The organism is Corynebacterium sp. HMSC059E07, assembly GCF_001814395.1.
GTDB lineage: Bacteria > Actinomycetota > Actinomycetes > Mycobacteriales > Mycobacteriaceae > Corynebacterium > Corynebacterium hesseae.
Window position 1 is genome coordinate 148,164 of record NZ_KV816287.1, and the last position, 16,651, is coordinate 164,814.

The following is a 16,651-nucleotide window of genomic DNA, read 5'->3' on the forward strand; positions in this document are numbered from 1 at the left end:
TTCCCTTAAACCTTGCGGCGCTTGGTCGGACGGCAGCCGTTGTGCGGCTGTGGGGTGGCATCCGTGATCGAGGAAACCTCGAGGCCTGCAGCCTGCAGGGAACGGATGGCGGTCTCGCGGCCGGAGCCCGGACCCTTGACGAAAACGTCAACCTTCTTCATACCGTGGTCCATGGCCTTGCGGGCCGCGTTCTCAGCAGCCATCTGCGCTGCGAACGGGGTGGACTTACGGGAACCCTTGAAGCCAACGTGGCCGGAGGATGCCCAGGAGATGACAGCACCGTGCGGGTCCGTGATGGACACGATGGTGTTGTTGAAGGTGGACTTGATGTATGCGTGGCCAGCGGCCACGTTCTTCTTTACGACGCGACGACCACCACGGCGCGCGCCGGAACGAGTCTTAGGTGGCATGTGTTACTTCTTCTTTCCTGCGATCGTCTTCTTCGGACCCTTGCGCGTACGAGCGTTGGTCTTGGTGCGCTGACCACGAACAGGCAGTCCACGACGGTGGCGGATGCCCTGGTAGCAACCGATTTCAATCTTGCGACGGATGTCAGCCTGAACCTGGCGGCGGAGGTCACCCTCGACCTTCCAGGTAGCTTCGATGACGTCACGCAGCGCCGACAGCTGATCGTCGTCGAGGTTGTCGGTGCGCAGGTCAGGAGAAATGCCGGTCTTTTCCAGCAGCTCCTTGGCACGGGCAGGCCCGATGCCGTAGATGTAGGTGAGAGCAACCTCCATGCGCTTGTTGCGCGGGAGGTCAACACCAGCTAGACGTGCCATATGGCTAGTCCTTTCGGGTTGTTACGATGGTTTTCTCCTCATCCGTCCCCCGCCACGCATACGCTTCGCCCCGGGCCGTGCCGGGGAACTGTGGGCATGCTTAGCAGCGTGGGCTCAGGCCATCGCAGCCTGAGGTAGAAAGGGACGCACCAAGTGCGTCCCGTGGGTGAGGAGGCTTACTGTCTTTACTTGTAGCGGTAGACGATGCGTCCGCGGGTTAGGTCATAAGGAGACAGCTCCACGACAACGCGATCCTCCGGGAGGATGCGGATGTAGTGCTGACGCATCTTGCCCGAAATGTGGGCAAGTACCTTATGCCCGTTGTCGAGCTCGACGCGGAACATTGCGTTGGGCAGGGGTTCGACGATGCGACCCTCAACCTCGATTGCGCCTTCCTTAGCCATAACCTCTACTTTTCTGGTGGGGTTCTTCGCGCCGCGCTTGACGACGCCCCCACCTGCATGTTTGGTGTCTACTGCCTGGTGTCCTCCACAACCACTTTGGCTGCGTACAGACACCAGCTCTAAAGCATACGCTGCGGATACGCGTTTTCCAAATATAAAACCTCCCATCGCCCAAAGGCGCGGGAGGTATGCGAGAGAGTCGGCTACTAGCCGCTGCGGTTCTAGTAGATGAAGACCTTGGAACCCATCGGCACATCATTCCAGTAGCGCACAGCATCCTGGTGGGTCAGGCGTACGCAGCCATTGGACTGGTATGCCGGGGAGCCCTCATGGAAAGCATGGCCGTTATTGGTGAAGTACATGGCGTAGGGCATCGGAGCGTTGCCAAACTCCCAAGAAATCTCGTCTTTGATCTTGCGGTTGATGTAGAACGTACCGGCCGGGGTCTCCTGGCCCGGCATACCGGTGGACATGCCCTGAGCAACATAGGTCACGTTGCCGTTGCCATCCTGCAGCCACGAGCGGCGGCCATCACGATCCACGCAGATACGGGCATCCGCGGGGCACGGGCCAACATCGAAGCGCTGAGCCTGGCGCTCAGCCTCGGCCTTGCGGGCAGCCTCCTCAGCGGCAGCCTTCTCGCGTGCAACCTGCTCAGCGTGAGCGCGCTCTGCAGCTTCGCGAGCCGCACGAATCTCGGCGTTCTTCTGCTCAATGAGGCCCGGGAAGACCAGTTCAATGGCACCGTCGATGACGGGACGCAGGGCATCAGAGGCCTGCGGGTTAACGTTCTGCAGCGTCTCCAGCATCTGGTTGCGGCTGTTCCACGCGTTCTCACGGGTCTGGCCGGCGAACTCATCAATCTGAGACTGAACGTCGGAGGACAGGGAATCAATCGAAGGGACCGTCTGTGCGTTTGCGGCGGGGGCAACCGAGAGAGTGGCGGCTACCAGGCCAATTGCGGTGGCACGGCGTAGGGAACGAGCGCTAACAAAGGAGCGAATCTTAGACATGTGGAGAAGTATAAACCTTCCTCCACGGTTTTCCTACCTGAATGTTGCGTTTTAGTAACGCTGCGTCAGAATTCGAGGACCATTCTCCGTTGCCGCCACGGTGTGCTCCCAGTGGGCAGCCAGCGATCCGTCGAGGGTGACAACGGTCCAGTCGTCGTCAAGCACGGCGTTGTCCTCAGTGCCCAACGCCAGCATAGGTTCAATGGCCAGGACGGAGCCTTCCTGGATGATAGGACCGCGCCCTGCCTTGCCTTCATTGGCCAGGTAGGGGTCTTCGTGCATTTCGTGGCCGATACCGTGGCCGCCGTAGCCGTCAACAATAAACAGGTCAACGCCAAACTTATCCTCGGCGCGGTAGGTGGCCTGCTCGAGGGCGGCGGAGACGTCGGTAAGCCGGTTGCCGGGGACCATGGCCTTAAGCCCTTCGTGGAGGACCCATTCGGTGGCATCAGACAGCGCCTGCGCCTCAGAGCTGAGCTTGCCGACGCCAAACGTCCACGCGCTATCCCCCACCCAGCCGTCAAGCGTGGCGCCACAGTCGATGGAGACAAGGTCCCCTTCAGCGAGGACAATCTCCTTGCTGGGTATGCCATGGACAATGACGTCGTTGACTGACGCACAGATGGACCCCGGAAAACCGCCGTAGCCCTTGAAGGTGGGCACGGCACCGGCATCCCGAATGGTCTGCTCGGCTACGTGGTCGAGCTCGAGCGTGCTCACGCCAACTGCAGAGGCGGCACGCACCGCCTGCAGGGCGCGGCCGACGATTTCGCCAGCCGCCTGCATGGCATCAAGCTCGCCCGGAGTGCGGGCCGGGATGGTTTTAGTGCGTCGACGAAAAGCCATGACAAAAAGACGGGCTACTTGCCCATCGCCTTCAGAGTGCGCTCGTTGATCTCCTCAACGGAGCCCTCGGCCTTGATGGAGATGATGGCATCGCCATAGTGCTCGATGAGCGGGAAGGTCTCTTCGCGGTAGACGCCCAGGCGGGTGCGGATGGTCTCTTCGGTGTCGTCCGCGCGGCCGCGGGCGAGCATGCGCTCGACCACGACGTCCTCGGATACCTCAAAGTTCAGCACGCCGTCGAGCTTCAGGCCCTTGTCGGAGAGGAGCTTCTCAAGAATATCGGCCTGCTCCACGGTGCGGGGGAAGCCGTCGAGAAGGAAGCCGTCCTTGGCGTCATCCTGGTTGAGGCGGTCCTCCACCATGCGGGCGGTGACATCAGTCGGCACCAGCTTGCCGGCGTCGATGTAGGACTTAGCCTCGACGCCGAGCGGGGTGCCCTCACCAATGTTGGCGCGGAAGAGGTCACCGGTGGAGATGTGCGGAACGCCGAGCTTTTCGCTGAGGAGGGCGGCTTGGGTGCCCTTGCCGGCACCGGGAGGGCCAAGGAGTACGTAACGCATTACTTAAGCAGTCCTTCGTAGTTGGATTGTAGGAGCTGGGACTCGATTTGCTTGACCGTGGTCAGGGCCACCGAGACCATAATGAGGATGGCGGTACCGCCGAAGGCGGAAGTGCCGCTGGCACCTGCGCGGCCCACGCCGAGGTCCAGAAGGATATTCGGCAGAACAGCGATGAGCGCCAGGTAGATCGAACCGACGAACAGAAGGCGGTTCATGACGAATCCCAGGTATTCGGCGGTCGGCCGACCCGGGCGGATACCCGGGATAAATCCACCATACTTCTTCATGTTCTCCGCCTGTTCAGCAGGGTCATACTGAACCGAGACATAGAAGTAGGAGAAGAAGATGGTGAGGACGAAGTAAAGGACGATGTACTGCCAGGAGCTCGGTGCCTGCAGGTGCGCAATCACGTTGCGCTGCCACCAGTTATCGGACACGCCCGGGGAGCCGGAGTTGACGATCTGGGTGATAAGCACCGGCATGTAGATCAGCGAGGAAGCGAAGATAACCGGGATAACGCCGGCCTGGTTGACCTTGAGCGGCAGATAGGTCGACGAACCACCGTACTGGCGACGGCCAACCATACGCTTTGCGTACTGCACCGGAATGCGGCGCTGCCCCTGCTCGATGAAGGTGATGCCCACGACGAGGACGATGAGGCCGGCGACCACCATGGCGAAGACGAGGCCACCGTTGTTCTGCATGATGCTGACACCATCGGTGGGAAGGCGGGTAGCAATACCGGCGAAAATCATCAGCGACATACCGTTACCAATGCCCTTCTCCGTAATCAGCTCACCCATCCACATCACGAGGATGGCGCCGGAGGTCATGGTGATAACGAGCACGACGAGGGTAAAGAAGTTACGGTCCTCCGCCAGGACGCGTACGCCTTGCCCCAAGAGTTGCTCGCGGTCCGCCAGGGCCACAATGCCCGAAGACTGCAGAAGCGCCAGCGCCAGGGTGAGGTAGCGCGTGTACTGCGTCATCTTGGCCTGACCGGACTGCCCCTCCTTCTTCAACTGCTCGAAGTGAGGAATCACCACGGTGAGCAGCTGCACGATAATCGACGCCGTAATGTACGGCATGATGCCGATGGCGAAGATCGACAGCTGCAGCAGCGCGCCACCGGAGAACAGGTTGATCACCGAGTAGAGGTTGCCGGATTCCTCCGTGAGGTCACGAAGGCGGCCGGCGATGGTGGCGTAATCAACGCCCGGCGACGGGATCTGCGCGCCAACGCGGTAGAGGATAATCAACACGAGCGTGAAGATGATCTTCTTACGCAGGTCGGCATCTTTAAAAGCCTGCAAAATGGCGGACACTACTTAATCCTCCTGGCCTACCGCGCTTGTTGTGCGGTTCGAATTCGCCGCGCACGGGGGTGGATCTCATCTGTTCCCAAAAGCTAAGAGCCCTCTTAAGGCATCTCATAGGAACGGTTGAACACTTTTGACCCCATTACCCTACCAGCCTTGGCCACTTTCGCCACATTAACCCCGCACATGGCCGCCCGGAGGTCCCCTTTTTGGTTTCTCCCTTAGCGCTATCCCCGGATTGGGCCTACCATTGCCTGTGTTGTCTGAAGGCAATGTCCTTACAAGATTTCTACGTCTTTTCGACCTCCCCCGCGACGCCCGGGGCGTCTCGGAGTATGGCCGTTCTTTTTCTGCCAGCCAATGAACCGAAAGAAGTATGTAGTTTTATGAGTAAGCGATTCTCCCCAATGACCGTGGCCGAGATTATCGATACCTTCGTCCCCAGCCCCAACCCCTTCCGCTGGGAGGCTTTCGATGGTTCCGCCACCGGCCCAACCGATGCGCAGTTTACCGTCAAGATCAACAACCTCCAGGGCTTGGCCTATATCGCTACTCACCCAGGGGATGTAGGATTTGCCCGCGCTTATGTCACCGACGGCATCACTGTCGAGGGAGAGCACCCGGCGCACCCCTACGGCATCTTCGATGCGCTGCACGCCATGTATGACAAGTTCACCCGCCCGGACACGAAGACCTTGGCCAGGGTGGCACGCTCCCTGGCCTCGATGGGAGCTTTCCAGATCCAGCCGGTCCCGGAAGTCGAGCGCGCCTCGTGGCTGCGCCGCAAGCTGCACGAAGGATTGTCCAAGCACTCCAAGGAGCGCGACGCAGAAGTCATCTCCGATCACTACGACGTGGGCAACGACTTCTACGAGCTCTTCCTCGGCGACTCGATGACGTATACCTGCGCCTACTACCCCTCCCCCGACGCCACGCTTGATGAGGCCCAGGAAAACAAGTATCGCCTCATCTTTGACAAGTTGCGGCTCAAGGAGGGCGACCGCCACCTGGACGTCGGCTGCGGCTGGGGCGGCATGGTGCGCTACGCCGCCAAGCGCGGCGTGAAGTCCCTCGGCGTGACCCTTTCCAAGGAACAGGCTGAGTGGGGCCAGGCCAAGATCAAGGAGGAGGGTCTCGAGGACCTCGCGGAAATCCGCTTCATGGACTATCGCGACGTCACCGAGGAAGGCTTCGACGCTATCTCCGCCATCGGGCTACTCGAGCACATCGGCGTCAAGAACTACCCGGACTTCTTCCGTTTCCTCAACGGCAAGCTCAAGCCGGGTGGATTGATGCTCAACCACTGCATCACCTACCCGGATAATCACAAGACCCCGAAGGGCGGCTTCATCGACCGCTATATCTTCCCCGATGGTGAGCTCTCCGGCTCCGGCACCATCACGAAGTGCATGCAGGACGCCGGCTTCGAAGTTGTCCACACGGAATCCCTGCGCTTCGACTACATGCGCACTCTGCACGATTGGTGCGAGAACCTTAAAGAGACGTGGGAGGAGGCCTGCTCTCTGGTTGGACTTCCCACCGCGCGCCTGTGGGCCATCTATATGGCCGGCTCCGAGTGGGGCTTCGAGCACAACATCATCAACCTGTACCACTTCTTGGGAGTCAAGCTGGGTGAGGCCGGTTCTCGTTCCGGCGTGCCCGAGCGCCGCTGGTGGGAAGATTCGCGCTTCTAAAGACTTAAAGGAATTCTATGTTGACTGATCTCATTCGCAATCACCGCAGCGTCGACGCCATGGAGATCCCGCCGGTGGGCTGGAAGGCGCATGAGGAGGGCGTCGATAAGCTCCTGCGTAGCTTCCGCGCGGTGCCGAAGGATAAGCGCGTACGTCTGGCAAAGAAAACCTCGAACCTTTTCCGCGGGCGCAGCGGCGAGCAGGTGGGGCTCGACGTGTCCGGCCTGGGTGGGGTCATTGAGGTCGATCCGATTGCGCAGACCGCCGAGGTTCAGGGCATGTGCACCTACGAGGACCTTGTCGACGCCACCTTGCCGCACGGCCTTATGCCCTTCGTGGTGCCGCAGCTCAAGACCATTACGCTCGGCGGCGCGGTAACGGGCATGGGCGTGGAGTCCACGAGCTTCCGCGATGGATTGCCGCACGAATCCGTGCTGGAGATGGACATCCTCACCGGTACTGGCGAGATTCTCACGTGCTCACGTGAGGAGAACGTCGATCTCTTCCGCCTCTTCCCCAACTCCTACGGTTCCTTGGGCTATGCGGTGCGCCTCAAGATTGAGCTGCGCGCGGTGAAGCCTTACGTGGAACTGAGGGAGGTGCGCTTCCACGACTTTGAGTCCTTGGCACGCACGCTTGACGACGTCTCCCGCACCCACTCCTACGACGGCCTCGATGTCCACGGCCTCGATGGCGTGGTCTTCTCTCCGGAGGAATCCTACCTGGTCATGGCCCGTTTCACGGAGGAGGAGGGCCCAACCTCCGACTACACGAGGGAGGAGATTTTCTACCGCAGCCTCCAGCACGCCCGGGGTATTCGCCGCGACCGCCTCACGGTGCGCGATTACATCTGGCGCTGGGATACTGACTGGTTCTGGTGCTCGCGAGCCTTTGGCGCGCAGAACCCGCGGGTGCGCAAGGTGTGGCCGCGGCAGCTGCGGCGCAGTTCCTTCTACTGGAAGCTCGTGCGCCTGGACCGGAAATACGAGCTGGAGTACAACTTCATCAAGAAGCCAAAGGGCCTGCCGCGGGGTGAGCGCGTGGTGCAGGACATCGAGGTCACCCCGGAGAACCTGCCGGAATTCCTGCGCTGGTTCTTTACCGCCTCAGATATACAACCGGTATGGCTATGCCCGATTCGGCTACGTGAGGGCGTCGAAGACCTCGTCGGCACTGGCTCTCTCGCGGCTGATTCCCCCGCCCCGTGGCCGCTGTATCCGCTGCGCCCGGACCAAACCTGGGTCAACGTGGGGTTCTGGTCGGGCGTGGAGGGCAATCACGTCGACCCCTCCGCCCCGGGCAACGGCGCCTTCAACCGCGTCATCGAAGCTAAAGTCAGCGAGCTTGGCGGGCATAAGTCGCTGTACTCAGAAGCCTTCTACTCCCCCGAAGAATTTGCCGAGCTCTACGGCGGTGACCTGCCGGAGCGCATTAAAGCGCTCACCGACCCGGACAGCCGCTTCCCCGGCCTCTATGAAAAGACGGTCAACGACGCCTAACGCGCTGCCTTCCTAGGCAACTGCATCGACGCGATCAAAACCGTTGGTGGCCAAAGCCTTCATCACGCGGTCCACGGCGGCTTGGTCGGTATCCGGGTTGTAGGTTTCCAGGAAGACGATGTGCGCGGTGTCATTGCCTTCAAAGCGAATGGTCATGAAGTCGTGCCCGAGCTCCTGGGTGGCAAGGGCCAGCTCGCGCTGCACCGCCAGCTCGCCGCTGGGCAGGTTCTCCGTGCTGGTGGCGGACTCTGGCTGGGAGAGCATCTCCTGTGCATCGACGGGACCAGTAACGCCAGCTAGGGGCAGAAGTGCGGCGATGGCGGTTGCCACGATGGAAGATACGGACGACATGACAATCTCCTTAACGCTTACTAAGATTTAACCAAGGGCCATACTACTCTTCTTAGCTCCGCGCGCACAATAGGCATGAAAAATCCCCCTGCCCCGCACGAATGCGGTGGACAGGGGGAAGAAATCTACTGAGTAGAGATTTACTTGGTGGTGGTGGCGGTGCCGCCAGCAGCCTCGATCTTCTCAACAGCAGACTTGGAGAACTTGTCAGCGGTGACGTTCAACTTAACGTTGATGTCGCCGTTGCCCAGAACCTTGACCGGCTGGTTCTTGCGAACCAGGCCAGCAGCGACGATGTCCGCTACGGTGACGTCGCCACCCTGAGCGAAAGCCTCTGCGAGGTCAGCAACGTTGACTACCTGGTACTCAACGTGGTTCGGGTTCTTGAAGCCCTTGAGCTTCGGCAGACGCATGTGGATCGGCATCTGGCCACCCTCGAAAGCAGCGGAAACCTGCTTGCGAGCACCGGTGCCCTTGGTACCGCGACCAGCGGTCTTACCCTTGGATGCCTCACCGCGGCCGACGCGGGTCTTGGGCTTATTGGAGCCTGCGGACGGGCGCAGGTCGTGGAGCTTGATGATATCAGCCATGGTTTACTCCCCTGCCACTTCTTCGACGGTGACCAGGTGACGCACCTTGTGAACCATGCCGCGAATAATCGGGGTGTCCTGCTTTACAACAGAGTGTCCGATGCGCTTGAGACCAAGAGCCTCAATGTTGGCGCGGTGGTTCGGCTTGGTGCCCACAAGGCCCTTTACCTGAGTAATCTTCAGAGCCATTGCTTATGCCTCCTGACCTGCGCGCTTGCGCAGCATCTGGGCCGGTGCGACCTCCTCGAGGGACTTGCCGCGGCGTGCAGCAACTTCCTCCGGGCGAACCAGCTGCTTGAGGCCGTCCACGGTAGCGCGGACGACGTTGAGAGCGTTGTCGGAGCCCAGGGACTTCGACAAGATGTCCTGCACACCGGCGCACTCAAGCACCGGACGAGCAGCACCACCGGCGATGACACCGGTACCCGGAGCGGCCGGCTTCATCATGACGATGCCAGCTGCGTCGCGACCCTCAACCGGGTGGGTAATGGTGCCGGCAATCATCGGGACGCGGAAGAAGTTCTTGCGAGCCTCTTCTGCACCCTTCTGGATTGCGGCCGGGACTTCCTTGGCCTTGCCGTAGCCGACGCCAACCATGCCCTGGCCGTCGCCAACGACGACGAGAGCGGTGAAGGACATGTTGCGGCCACCCTTAACGGTCTTGGAGACGCGGTTGATGGTCACAACGCGCTCGATGTACTTATCGCGCTCGTTGTCCTGGTGGTTGCGGCGGTCGTTACGACGGCCGTTGTTGCGACCCTTGCGGTCGTTGTTGTTCTCGGCGGAGCGTCCGCCGTCACGCTGTTCACGGTCCGACATTAGGCGTTCCTTCCGTTGATGTTTCCGTATGCCTTAATCATTAGAACTGCAGACCACCTTCACGAGCAGCTTCGGCCAGCGCAGCAACGCGGCCGTGGTACTTGTAGCCTGCACGGTCGAAGACGACCTTCTCGATGCCAGCGGCCTTGGCGCGCTCAGCGATGAGCTGGCCTACCTTGGCAGCCTTGGCCTTCTTATCGCCCTCGAGTGCACGCACGTCGGCTTCCATGGAGGAAGCAGCGGCCAGGGTGTGGCCGGCCAGGTCGTCGATGACCTGAACGTGCATGTGGCGGGAGGAGCGGTGAACGACCAGACGCGGTGCCTCAGGGGTGCCGCGGAGGGTCTTACGGATGCGGAAGTGGCGGCGCGCGCGTGCTTCACGACGACGCGAGGAAATGTCCTTGCCAACCGGGGTGCGCTTTGCGTTTTCAGTGTTAGCCATTGCTTACTTACCCGTCTTTCCGACCTTGCGGCGGATCTGCTCGCCGTCGTAGCGAATACCCTTGCCCTTGTAAGGATCGTCCTTACGCAGGCGGCGGATGTACGCGGCGACCTGTCCAACCAGTTGCTTGTCAATACCAGATACGGAGAGCTTGGTTGCGCCATCCACAGCGAAGGTGATGCCCTCCGGAGCCTTGATGAGGATCGGGTGGGAGTAGCCCAGAGAGAACTCCAGGTCCTTACCCTTCTGCTGGACGCGGTAACCAACACCGAAGATTTCCATCTTCTTGGTGTAGCCCTCGGTCACGCCAACGACGGCATTGTTGACCAGGGAGCGGGCCAGACCGTGCAGTGCGCGGTTCTTGCGGTCGTCGTCCGGACGGGAGACCTTGATCTCATCGTCCTCGACGGCTGCGGTGATCGGCTCCGGCAGCTCAACCTCGAGGGAGCCCTTGGACCCCTTCACGTTGACAACCTGGCCATTGATGGTGATGTCGACGCCCTTCGGGACGGCGATAGGTGCTAGACCGATACGAGACATGTGTCAATCCTCCCTTACCAGACGTAGGCGAGAACTTCTCCGCCTACACCCTTCTCCTGAGCCTGACGGTCGGTAAGCAGACCCTGAGACGTGGAAATGATGGCCACGCCCAGGCCGCCCAGAACCTGCGGCAGTTCGGTGGACTTTGCGTACACACGCAGACCCGGCTTAGACACGCGACGCAGACCCGAGAGGGAACGCTCACGATTGTTGTACTTAAGCTCGAGGGACAGCTCGCGGCCCTCGACGGAGTAGTCAGCGATGTAGCCTTCCTGCTTCAAGATCTCGGCGATGTTCGCCTTGAGCTTGGAGGTCGGCATCGACACGGAATCGTGGTGCGCATTGGATGCGTTGCGCACGCGCGACAACATGTCGGCAATAGGATCAGTCATAGTCATATGAGTGACCTGTAACCTTTCTCGTTGCGGTTCCCTTAAAGCTCACCAAAGCGTTTTCCGTGTGATTTCGGGCTACTCACGCTCCCCGCGGTCAATACCGCGAGGCGCTCGCCACCCTTTGATACAGACAACGGTCCGCTGTCTACGGCGAGGGGCCTACAACAAAGTAGATGTGTTCAATTCTTCCGGCTTGGCACATTTGCGCACCTCCAGCGCCATTTTTGCGGCGCGGAGGAGGAAAAATGCAAGTCCGTCGGCTTACTTTACCCGCTGACATGCTGTTTTCCAAAACGCGTTAGCATGGGAAGTCATGAGTGAAGAACAAGACCCCATCCGCACGGCACACCAGTGGCTTGAGGAGGCTGCCGAGCTTGTCGGCGTCTCCCCGGCCGACGCCACCGCCTTGGTTAGAGAACTCCTCGATCTGACCAAGGACGTCGCGCATACCCAATCGCGCCCCGCTGCCCCGCTGACGGCGTACCTGGTCGGTTTGGCCTCGAAGGACGTCGACGAGGCCCGCACCCACATCGCCACGCTCAAGGAGGCCCTCAACCGATGAGCGGGCACGTCAACGCCACCTTCGCCGTGACCAAGGTGCGCCTCGATGAGCACGGAGAGGTCATCCAGGTCGATACCCGCGGCGATACCGTCGCCGGCGAGGAGCCTTTGGAAATCCGCGTGGGCGGACAAACGCTGACCACCACGATGCGCACGCCTGGCCACGATGTCGAGCTGACCCACGGTTTTCTTCATTCCGAGGGTCACATCGAGAGGGCCAGCGATGTCACCGAGGCGCGCTACTGCGCCGGTGCCTCAGTGGACGGGCGCAACCCCTATAACTTGCTCGACGTTGAGCTAGCCAACCCCCACGCGATCAGCCTCGCCGATCTCCGCCTGACGACAACCACGTCTGCGTGCGGGGTGTGCGGCACCTCCTCTATCGAGGCGCTAATGAAGCAGTCGCGATACTCAATCCCACAGGTGCCGGTGGATCCGGGGGTCGTCGCCAAGCTGCCCGGCGCCTTGAAAGCGGAGCAGAAGCAGTTCCGCAAAACCGGCGGCATCCACGCCGCGGGCGCCTTCACGCTCGAGGGGGAACCCGTCGTTGTACGCGAGGACGTCGGCAGGCACAACGCCGCCGACAAGGTCATCGGCCACCTACTGATGGAAGGAATGCTGCCCGCCAGCGACCTCATCCTGGTGATGAGCTCGCGCGCCAGCTTCGAGCTGGTCAACAAGGCTGCTATGGCCGGCTTCGGCATGCTCGTTGCGGTCTCCGCGGCCTCCTCGCTGGCGGTTGAGACCGCCCGGGAAACCGGCATGGCGCTCGTGGGCTTTGCCCGCGGCGACCGCTTCAACCTTTATTCCGGAAGCTTGGTCACACGATAGCTTCGCGTACTGCGCGGATCGTCGCAACGCCGGATATGGAATTCGTAGTACTAGTGATCGATTACCGCGATGAATAGTGCTACGAAACCGTCGGATCCATCGCTACAATTGCACCTTTCCAAACCTCAAGCACTTCAACTGGCTCCGCGTTCTCAGTTTCCCTAACTACGGGAAACATCATACTCACAGCTCTACCGCGCAGTTCTTCAGGAGATACTTCGCTTACAACACGACCTCGACTGCGTGAATCCCAGACCTAACTTTGGTTAGGTGGCGAAAGAGTACGCCCGGGGACTAGCTTTCCTTGGTACTTTCTCTGGACCCAAGGGGTCGGCTTCTCGACCTCCCCATAAGCATCGATTAGCTCAAGAATGGACGCTACCGCTCCTGTCGCTAGCTTTCGCACAGGCCAAGAATAGGTCGTCAAACCCATAATATCGAAGCCTGGCAACGCCCCATCACAGCCAGTGACGCTCACATGGCTGGGAACAGATATTCCTTCATCCTGGCAAACACGCAAGTAATGTAGCTGGCGCAAATCTGTCGGACACATGACAGCCGTGATGGCTCCACTCTTAATGAGAGGTACCACATACGCTTCCCCGCTATCGAACTTCACGTCAACAATAAAGGGCTCCAATCCTTGCTTACGAATTTCCGCGATTGTTGCCTGAGCTCGGGTGTACTCAGGAAACGAAACTTCAGGACACGTGCGCACAACCGCAATCTTCGTGTGGCCAGCTTTAACAACAGCCTCTGCTAAAACCTTGCCTGCGTGTTCTGCATCGAAAGACACAGCGGGAATTAGCGCATCGGGTTCCGGTCGCCCTGCTCGGATGATTGGTACGCGTTCTGAGAACGGCAGCAAGAGCTCACTCGCTAAATCTCCGGTTGAGACAATTAGTCCCGCTACCCCCAAGCCAAGGAGATGAGACAAGCTGTCTAGCTGCCGGTCATCACACTTGCCTGGCGCTACCGACATAGTAACTAAATCATATCCTTGACGATGAGCCGCAACCTGCAGCTCCTGAAGAAGTAAACCGTATGCAGGATTAGCAGGGTCCCGGACCAATGCACCAAGTGTTCGCCCGCTAAGAGCCGATAGTTTTCGAGCTATTACATTCGGAACGTAGCCAAGTTCATGCGCAGCTTCGAGGATCCTACGTCTGTTTTCATCAGACACTTTCTTCTGTCCCCGAAAAACTCGTGAGACTGAGCTGCGAGAGACGCCTGCTCGCGCAGCGATGTCACCCAGCGTCGGCTGTCGACCCTCTGCTTCATTAGAAATACAGTCACCCATGGAGAGCCCTTCCTTCGCAGCATAAGACAGAGCTAGAAGAGTGCTGCGTTATGTCGCCCTTCTTGAACGGTACTCACCGTTGCCCTTTACCGCTCTACTTTCACCATTTGCGCAGCCATTCATCGAAACTGGTCATTTGCCACGTCAACTAAGTATATCTCGATCAGACACCCCCGCTTGAGGGGCATTTGGAGATACTCCGACGCTACTAACCCAAAAGTGAGAAAAGCCATTTTACCCAAGTGGGGAAACTTCCCCCTTCCGCCAAGGGAAACTTAGCCTCATTACAGAGCATTGGGTAAACAAAATCCTGCCAGTTAACCACCATGCAATCTTGTTCACCTAACCCTCAATCACCAAAAGAGGTAAACGCCCTGTTCAGGAGGCTGCACAGATTTGAAATAGCGAAGCAAAGTGCTCCCACCTGCAAAAATGTCACCCCAAAAAAGACGTGAGGCGCTTCGTTTATTGTTTACGCACCCGAGTAATCCCGTTTACTTGTAGCTGGGACAGTGTTTTCGCTTCCAGAGGGCGGCGACCTACGACCTTTCGCCATGTCGCCGCATTCGGCAGATCAAAGCAATAACGCTCGTTCACTTTTAGTTCAGAAAGCTATCTCAATGTCCGACATAGTTTTTGACGCAGCTACGCTGCTCTACCCCGGCAATGAAACACCCACCATCAATAACCTCGACCTCACAGTCCATGACGGTGAGTTTCTAGCGGTCGTCGGACCTTCCGGCTCCGGTAAGTCCACGACACTTCGAATGGTTGCAGGTCTCGAAGCTGTCACAGGTGGGGAAATCTTCATTGGCAATCAGCGTGCCTCACAGCTCCCGCCTTCTAAGCGCGATGTCGCTATGGTCTTCCAGTCCTACGCCCTTTATCCGCATATGACGGTCGGTGAGAATATGGAGTTTGCACTTAAGATGCAGAAGGTTGACAAAGCGAGCCGTGCTGAACGCGTCTCTGAAGCAGCAAAGCTACTTGAACTCGAGCCTTACCTCGACCGCCTACCGAAAGCATTGTCTGGTGGCCAACGCCAACGCGTTGCCATGGGGCGTGCCATTGTCCGTAATCCGCAGGTGTTCCTGATGGACGAGCCGCTGTCCAACCTCGATGCCAAATTGCGAGTAAGTACTCGCTCGCAAATTAGCCGTCTGCAGCGAAAGCTCGAGACGACGATGCTCTACGTCACCCACGACCAGACTGAAGCCATGACCATGGCTGATCGAATCGCGGTTCTGGAGGGAGGAAACATGCAGCAAGTCGGAACTCCAGAGGATTTATACTTACGCCCCGCAAACGTTTTTGTGGCTACATTCATCGGGTCACCATCGATGAACCTAGTTTCTGCAGTCAAAGACGGTTCAGAGCTGAAAGCCAATGGGTTCACTCTTCCTGTACCCGAACTTCGAGATCAACCAAACGACCGAGAAGTCATCATTGGTATTCGCCCAGAGGACTTCGAGTTATGTGGGTCAACAGAGGCCGATATTTTGGGCACTGTTGAATATGTCGAGAACTTTGGTTCCGACAAATATGTCCATATCGTTCCGCAAAGTTCACCAGTCGCCGCTCCCCCGAAAGCCTCTGACACCAGCGATGAGGAAACCACAGCAACTCTTCTCGTTCGCGTTGCAAACACCGAGGTGCTGGACGAAGGCGCACCCATTTCGGTACGCATCAAGCGCGACAAGCTCCATCTTTTTTGCAGCCATACAAAGGAGCGGATCAACTAATGAGCATCACCGCAAACTCTGCTACCTCAGCTCGCCGTACGGCGGAAACCGTCAAAGAGGACGCACAGCAGCGCCGCGGAGCAGGGATTGACTGGCTTTCCTGGGCAATGTTGTTTCCAACCCTTGTCCTTTTTCTAATCTTTGAGTTTTATCCATTCTTCCGCGCCCTGTATTTGTCGTTCGCCTCAACCGACCTTTTTGGACGACCTAAAGGGTTCGCTGGTTTCGAGAATTACGTCGCTATGTTCACAGATCCAGCCTTCGGTGCCACTTTGGTGCGAACTCTGGTGTTTACGGTAACCACCGTAGTTCTCAAGCTCGCTATCGGTTTGGCCATCGCGCTTCCCTTGAGCTACCGACTAAAGGGCACTTTTTGGATGCGTTCTTTAGTGCTAGTGCCTATGGCTGTATCCACGGCGATCGGCACTCTCGTTTTCCGAAATATGTTTGCCCCCGTCATCGGATTCTTTGATCAATTAGCGACGATGCTCGGGTTTGGGACCGTAGGGTGGCTAACCAGTCCTCGAGTCGCACTACTTTCCACAATCACAGTAGACCTGTGGATCGGTATTTCTTTTGTCATTTTGCTGCTGATGGTTGCTATCGACGGGATCTCGGATGACGTCGTAGAAGCTGCGAATCTCGACGGCGCCACCGGCATCAGGTACGTGCGCTACATCATCATTCCAGGAATTGCTCCAATGCTCCTATTCCTGGCTGTGACTCAGTCCATGGCTGCAATGAAGGAATTCACAATCTTCAACGTTCTTACTGACGGCGGCCCAGCATCATCCACTAGGACCCTCGTACTTGACATCTATGACTTGGCGTTTGGTGGCGGTACAGCAGACTTTGCTGCAGCTTCAGCCCGCGGCATGGTGCTTTTCGCCATCATCCTCGTTCTCACGCTCATCCAATTTCGTCTAAGCCGGAAACAGTCTTAAGAATTATCTGAAAGGAGGA

21 protein-coding genes are annotated in these 16,651 nt (G+C 58.7%); 6 read left to right on the forward strand and 15 right to left on the reverse strand.

Annotated elements, in window-relative coordinates; translation table 11 throughout:
* Positions 1-5: 5 nt before the first annotated feature.
* From rpsK to secY, 7 genes are all read right to left on the reverse strand, one after another.
* Positions 6-410 (reverse strand): 30S ribosomal protein S11, encoded by a 405-nt coding sequence (rpsK, locus tag HMPREF2967_RS04495; protein WP_010189540.1) that lies wholly within the window; start codon positions 408-410, stop codon positions 6-8.
* Between the two features lie 3 nt (positions 411-413).
* Positions 414-782 carry a 30S ribosomal protein S13 gene (rpsM, locus tag HMPREF2967_RS04500; RefSeq protein ID WP_010189542.1) on the reverse strand — a complete coding sequence of 123 codons (369 nt, stop codon included), beginning with the start codon at positions 780-782 and terminating at the stop codon, positions 414-416.
* Between the two features lie 185 nt (positions 783-967).
* The gene (gene infA / locus HMPREF2967_RS04505; protein WP_003854422.1) at positions 968-1,186 is read right to left on the reverse strand and encodes a translation initiation factor IF-1; all 219 of its coding nucleotides are present in this window, start codon (positions 1,184-1,186) and stop codon (positions 968-970) included.
* Positions 1,187-1,407: 221 nt separating this feature from the next.
* On the reverse strand, positions 1,408-2,199 hold the full coding sequence (locus tag HMPREF2967_RS04510) for a L,D-transpeptidase (protein WP_070685190.1): 792 nt from the start codon (positions 2,197-2,199) through the stop codon (positions 1,408-1,410).
* A gap of 51 nt (positions 2,200-2,250) precedes the next feature.
* Entirely contained in the window at positions 2,251-3,045 is a 795-nt protein-coding gene (gene map, locus HMPREF2967_RS04515; protein ID WP_070685192.1) for a type I methionyl aminopeptidase, read from the reverse strand.
* Between the two features lie 14 nt (positions 3,046-3,059).
* Positions 3,060-3,605 carry an adenylate kinase gene (locus tag HMPREF2967_RS04520; RefSeq protein ID WP_070521676.1) on the reverse strand — a complete coding sequence of 182 codons (546 nt, stop codon included), beginning with the start codon at positions 3,603-3,605 and terminating at the stop codon, positions 3,060-3,062.
* Positions 3,605-4,930 (reverse strand): preprotein translocase subunit SecY, encoded by a 1,326-nt coding sequence (gene secY / locus HMPREF2967_RS04525; RefSeq protein WP_070521679.1) that lies wholly within the window; start codon positions 4,928-4,930, stop codon positions 3,605-3,607. The genes HMPREF2967_RS04520 and secY overlap by 1 nt, the downstream gene beginning before the upstream one ends.
* A gap of 380 nt (positions 4,931-5,310) precedes the next feature.
* On the opposite strand from secY, the gene HMPREF2967_RS04530 reads away from it, so the two are divergent.
* Both HMPREF2967_RS04530 and HMPREF2967_RS04535 read left to right on the forward strand, forming a co-directional pair.
* On the forward strand, positions 5,311-6,618 hold the full coding sequence (locus HMPREF2967_RS04530; protein ID WP_070561301.1) for a class I SAM-dependent methyltransferase: 1,308 nt from the start codon (positions 5,311-5,313) through the stop codon (positions 6,616-6,618).
* A 17-nt stretch (positions 6,619-6,635) separates the two neighbouring features.
* Positions 6,636-8,117 (forward strand): FAD-binding oxidoreductase, encoded by a 1,482-nt coding sequence (locus HMPREF2967_RS04535; protein ID WP_070685195.1) that lies wholly within the window; start codon positions 6,636-6,638, stop codon positions 8,115-8,117.
* A gap of 12 nt (positions 8,118-8,129) precedes the next feature.
* On the opposite strand, the gene HMPREF2967_RS04540 is transcribed toward HMPREF2967_RS04535, so the two are convergent.
* The 7 genes from HMPREF2967_RS04540 to rpsH all read right to left on the reverse strand — a co-directional run bounded on the left by HMPREF2967_RS04540 (position 8,130) and on the right by rpsH (position 11,257).
* Positions 8,130-8,468, reverse strand: a complete 339-nt coding sequence (locus tag HMPREF2967_RS04540) for a hypothetical protein (protein WP_070563546.1) — start codon at positions 8,466-8,468, stop codon at positions 8,130-8,132.
* A 140-nt stretch (positions 8,469-8,608) separates the two neighbouring features.
* Entirely contained in the window at positions 8,609-9,058 is a 450-nt protein-coding gene (gene rplO / locus HMPREF2967_RS04545; protein ID WP_070685196.1) for a 50S ribosomal protein L15, read from the reverse strand.
* A gap of 3 nt (positions 9,059-9,061) precedes the next feature.
* Positions 9,062-9,247 carry a 50S ribosomal protein L30 gene (rpmD, locus tag HMPREF2967_RS04550; protein WP_039673747.1) on the reverse strand — a complete coding sequence of 62 codons (186 nt, stop codon included), beginning with the start codon at positions 9,245-9,247 and terminating at the stop codon, positions 9,062-9,064.
* A 3-nt stretch (positions 9,248-9,250) separates the two neighbouring features.
* On the reverse strand, positions 9,251-9,877 hold the full coding sequence (gene rpsE / locus HMPREF2967_RS04555; protein ID WP_070521694.1) for a 30S ribosomal protein S5: 627 nt from the start codon (positions 9,875-9,877) through the stop codon (positions 9,251-9,253).
* Positions 9,878-9,917: 40 nt separating this feature from the next.
* A complete protein-coding gene (gene rplR / locus HMPREF2967_RS04560) occupies positions 9,918-10,319 on the reverse strand; it encodes a 50S ribosomal protein L18 (RefSeq protein ID WP_070521697.1) in 402 nt (133 codons plus the stop codon).
* Between the two features lie 3 nt (positions 10,320-10,322).
* On the reverse strand, positions 10,323-10,859 hold the full coding sequence (gene rplF, locus HMPREF2967_RS04565) for a 50S ribosomal protein L6 (RefSeq protein WP_070521700.1): 537 nt from the start codon (positions 10,857-10,859) through the stop codon (positions 10,323-10,325).
* Between the two features lie 14 nt (positions 10,860-10,873).
* Positions 10,874-11,257: a 30S ribosomal protein S8 gene (gene rpsH / locus HMPREF2967_RS04570; RefSeq protein WP_070521703.1), complete on the reverse strand. Its 384-nt coding sequence runs from the start codon at positions 11,255-11,257 to the stop codon at positions 10,874-10,876.
* 310 nt (positions 11,258-11,567) lie between these two features.
* On the opposite strand from rpsH, the gene HMPREF2967_RS04575 reads away from it, so the two are divergent.
* Positions 11,568-11,816, forward strand: coding sequence for a DUF6457 domain-containing protein (locus HMPREF2967_RS04575; protein ID WP_070563549.1), 249 nt, complete (start codon positions 11,568-11,570; stop codon positions 11,814-11,816).
* Complete coding sequence (gene fdhD / locus HMPREF2967_RS04580) at positions 11,813-12,646, forward strand: formate dehydrogenase accessory sulfurtransferase FdhD (RefSeq protein WP_070563551.1); 834 nt, start codon at positions 11,813-11,815, stop codon at positions 12,644-12,646. Before HMPREF2967_RS04575 ends, fdhD begins: the two co-directional genes overlap by 4 nt.
* Positions 12,647-12,902: 256 nt before the next feature.
* On the opposite strand, the gene HMPREF2967_RS13540 is transcribed toward fdhD, so the two are convergent.
* Positions 12,903-13,946 (reverse strand): LacI family DNA-binding transcriptional regulator, encoded by a 1,044-nt coding sequence (locus HMPREF2967_RS13540; protein ID WP_083303815.1) that lies wholly within the window; start codon positions 13,944-13,946, stop codon positions 12,903-12,905.
* A 620-nt stretch (positions 13,947-14,566) separates the two neighbouring features.
* On the opposite strand from HMPREF2967_RS13540, the gene HMPREF2967_RS04590 reads away from it, so the two are divergent.
* The gene (locus tag HMPREF2967_RS04590; RefSeq protein ID WP_070563557.1) at positions 14,567-15,688 is read left to right on the forward strand and encodes an ABC transporter ATP-binding protein; all 1,122 of its coding nucleotides are present in this window, start codon (positions 14,567-14,569) and stop codon (positions 15,686-15,688) included.
* Positions 15,688-16,632 (forward strand): carbohydrate ABC transporter permease, encoded by a 945-nt coding sequence (locus HMPREF2967_RS04595; RefSeq protein ID WP_070563560.1) that lies wholly within the window; start codon positions 15,688-15,690, stop codon positions 16,630-16,632. Before HMPREF2967_RS04590 ends, HMPREF2967_RS04595 begins: the two co-directional genes overlap by 1 nt.
* Positions 16,633-16,651 lie beyond the last annotated feature (19 nt).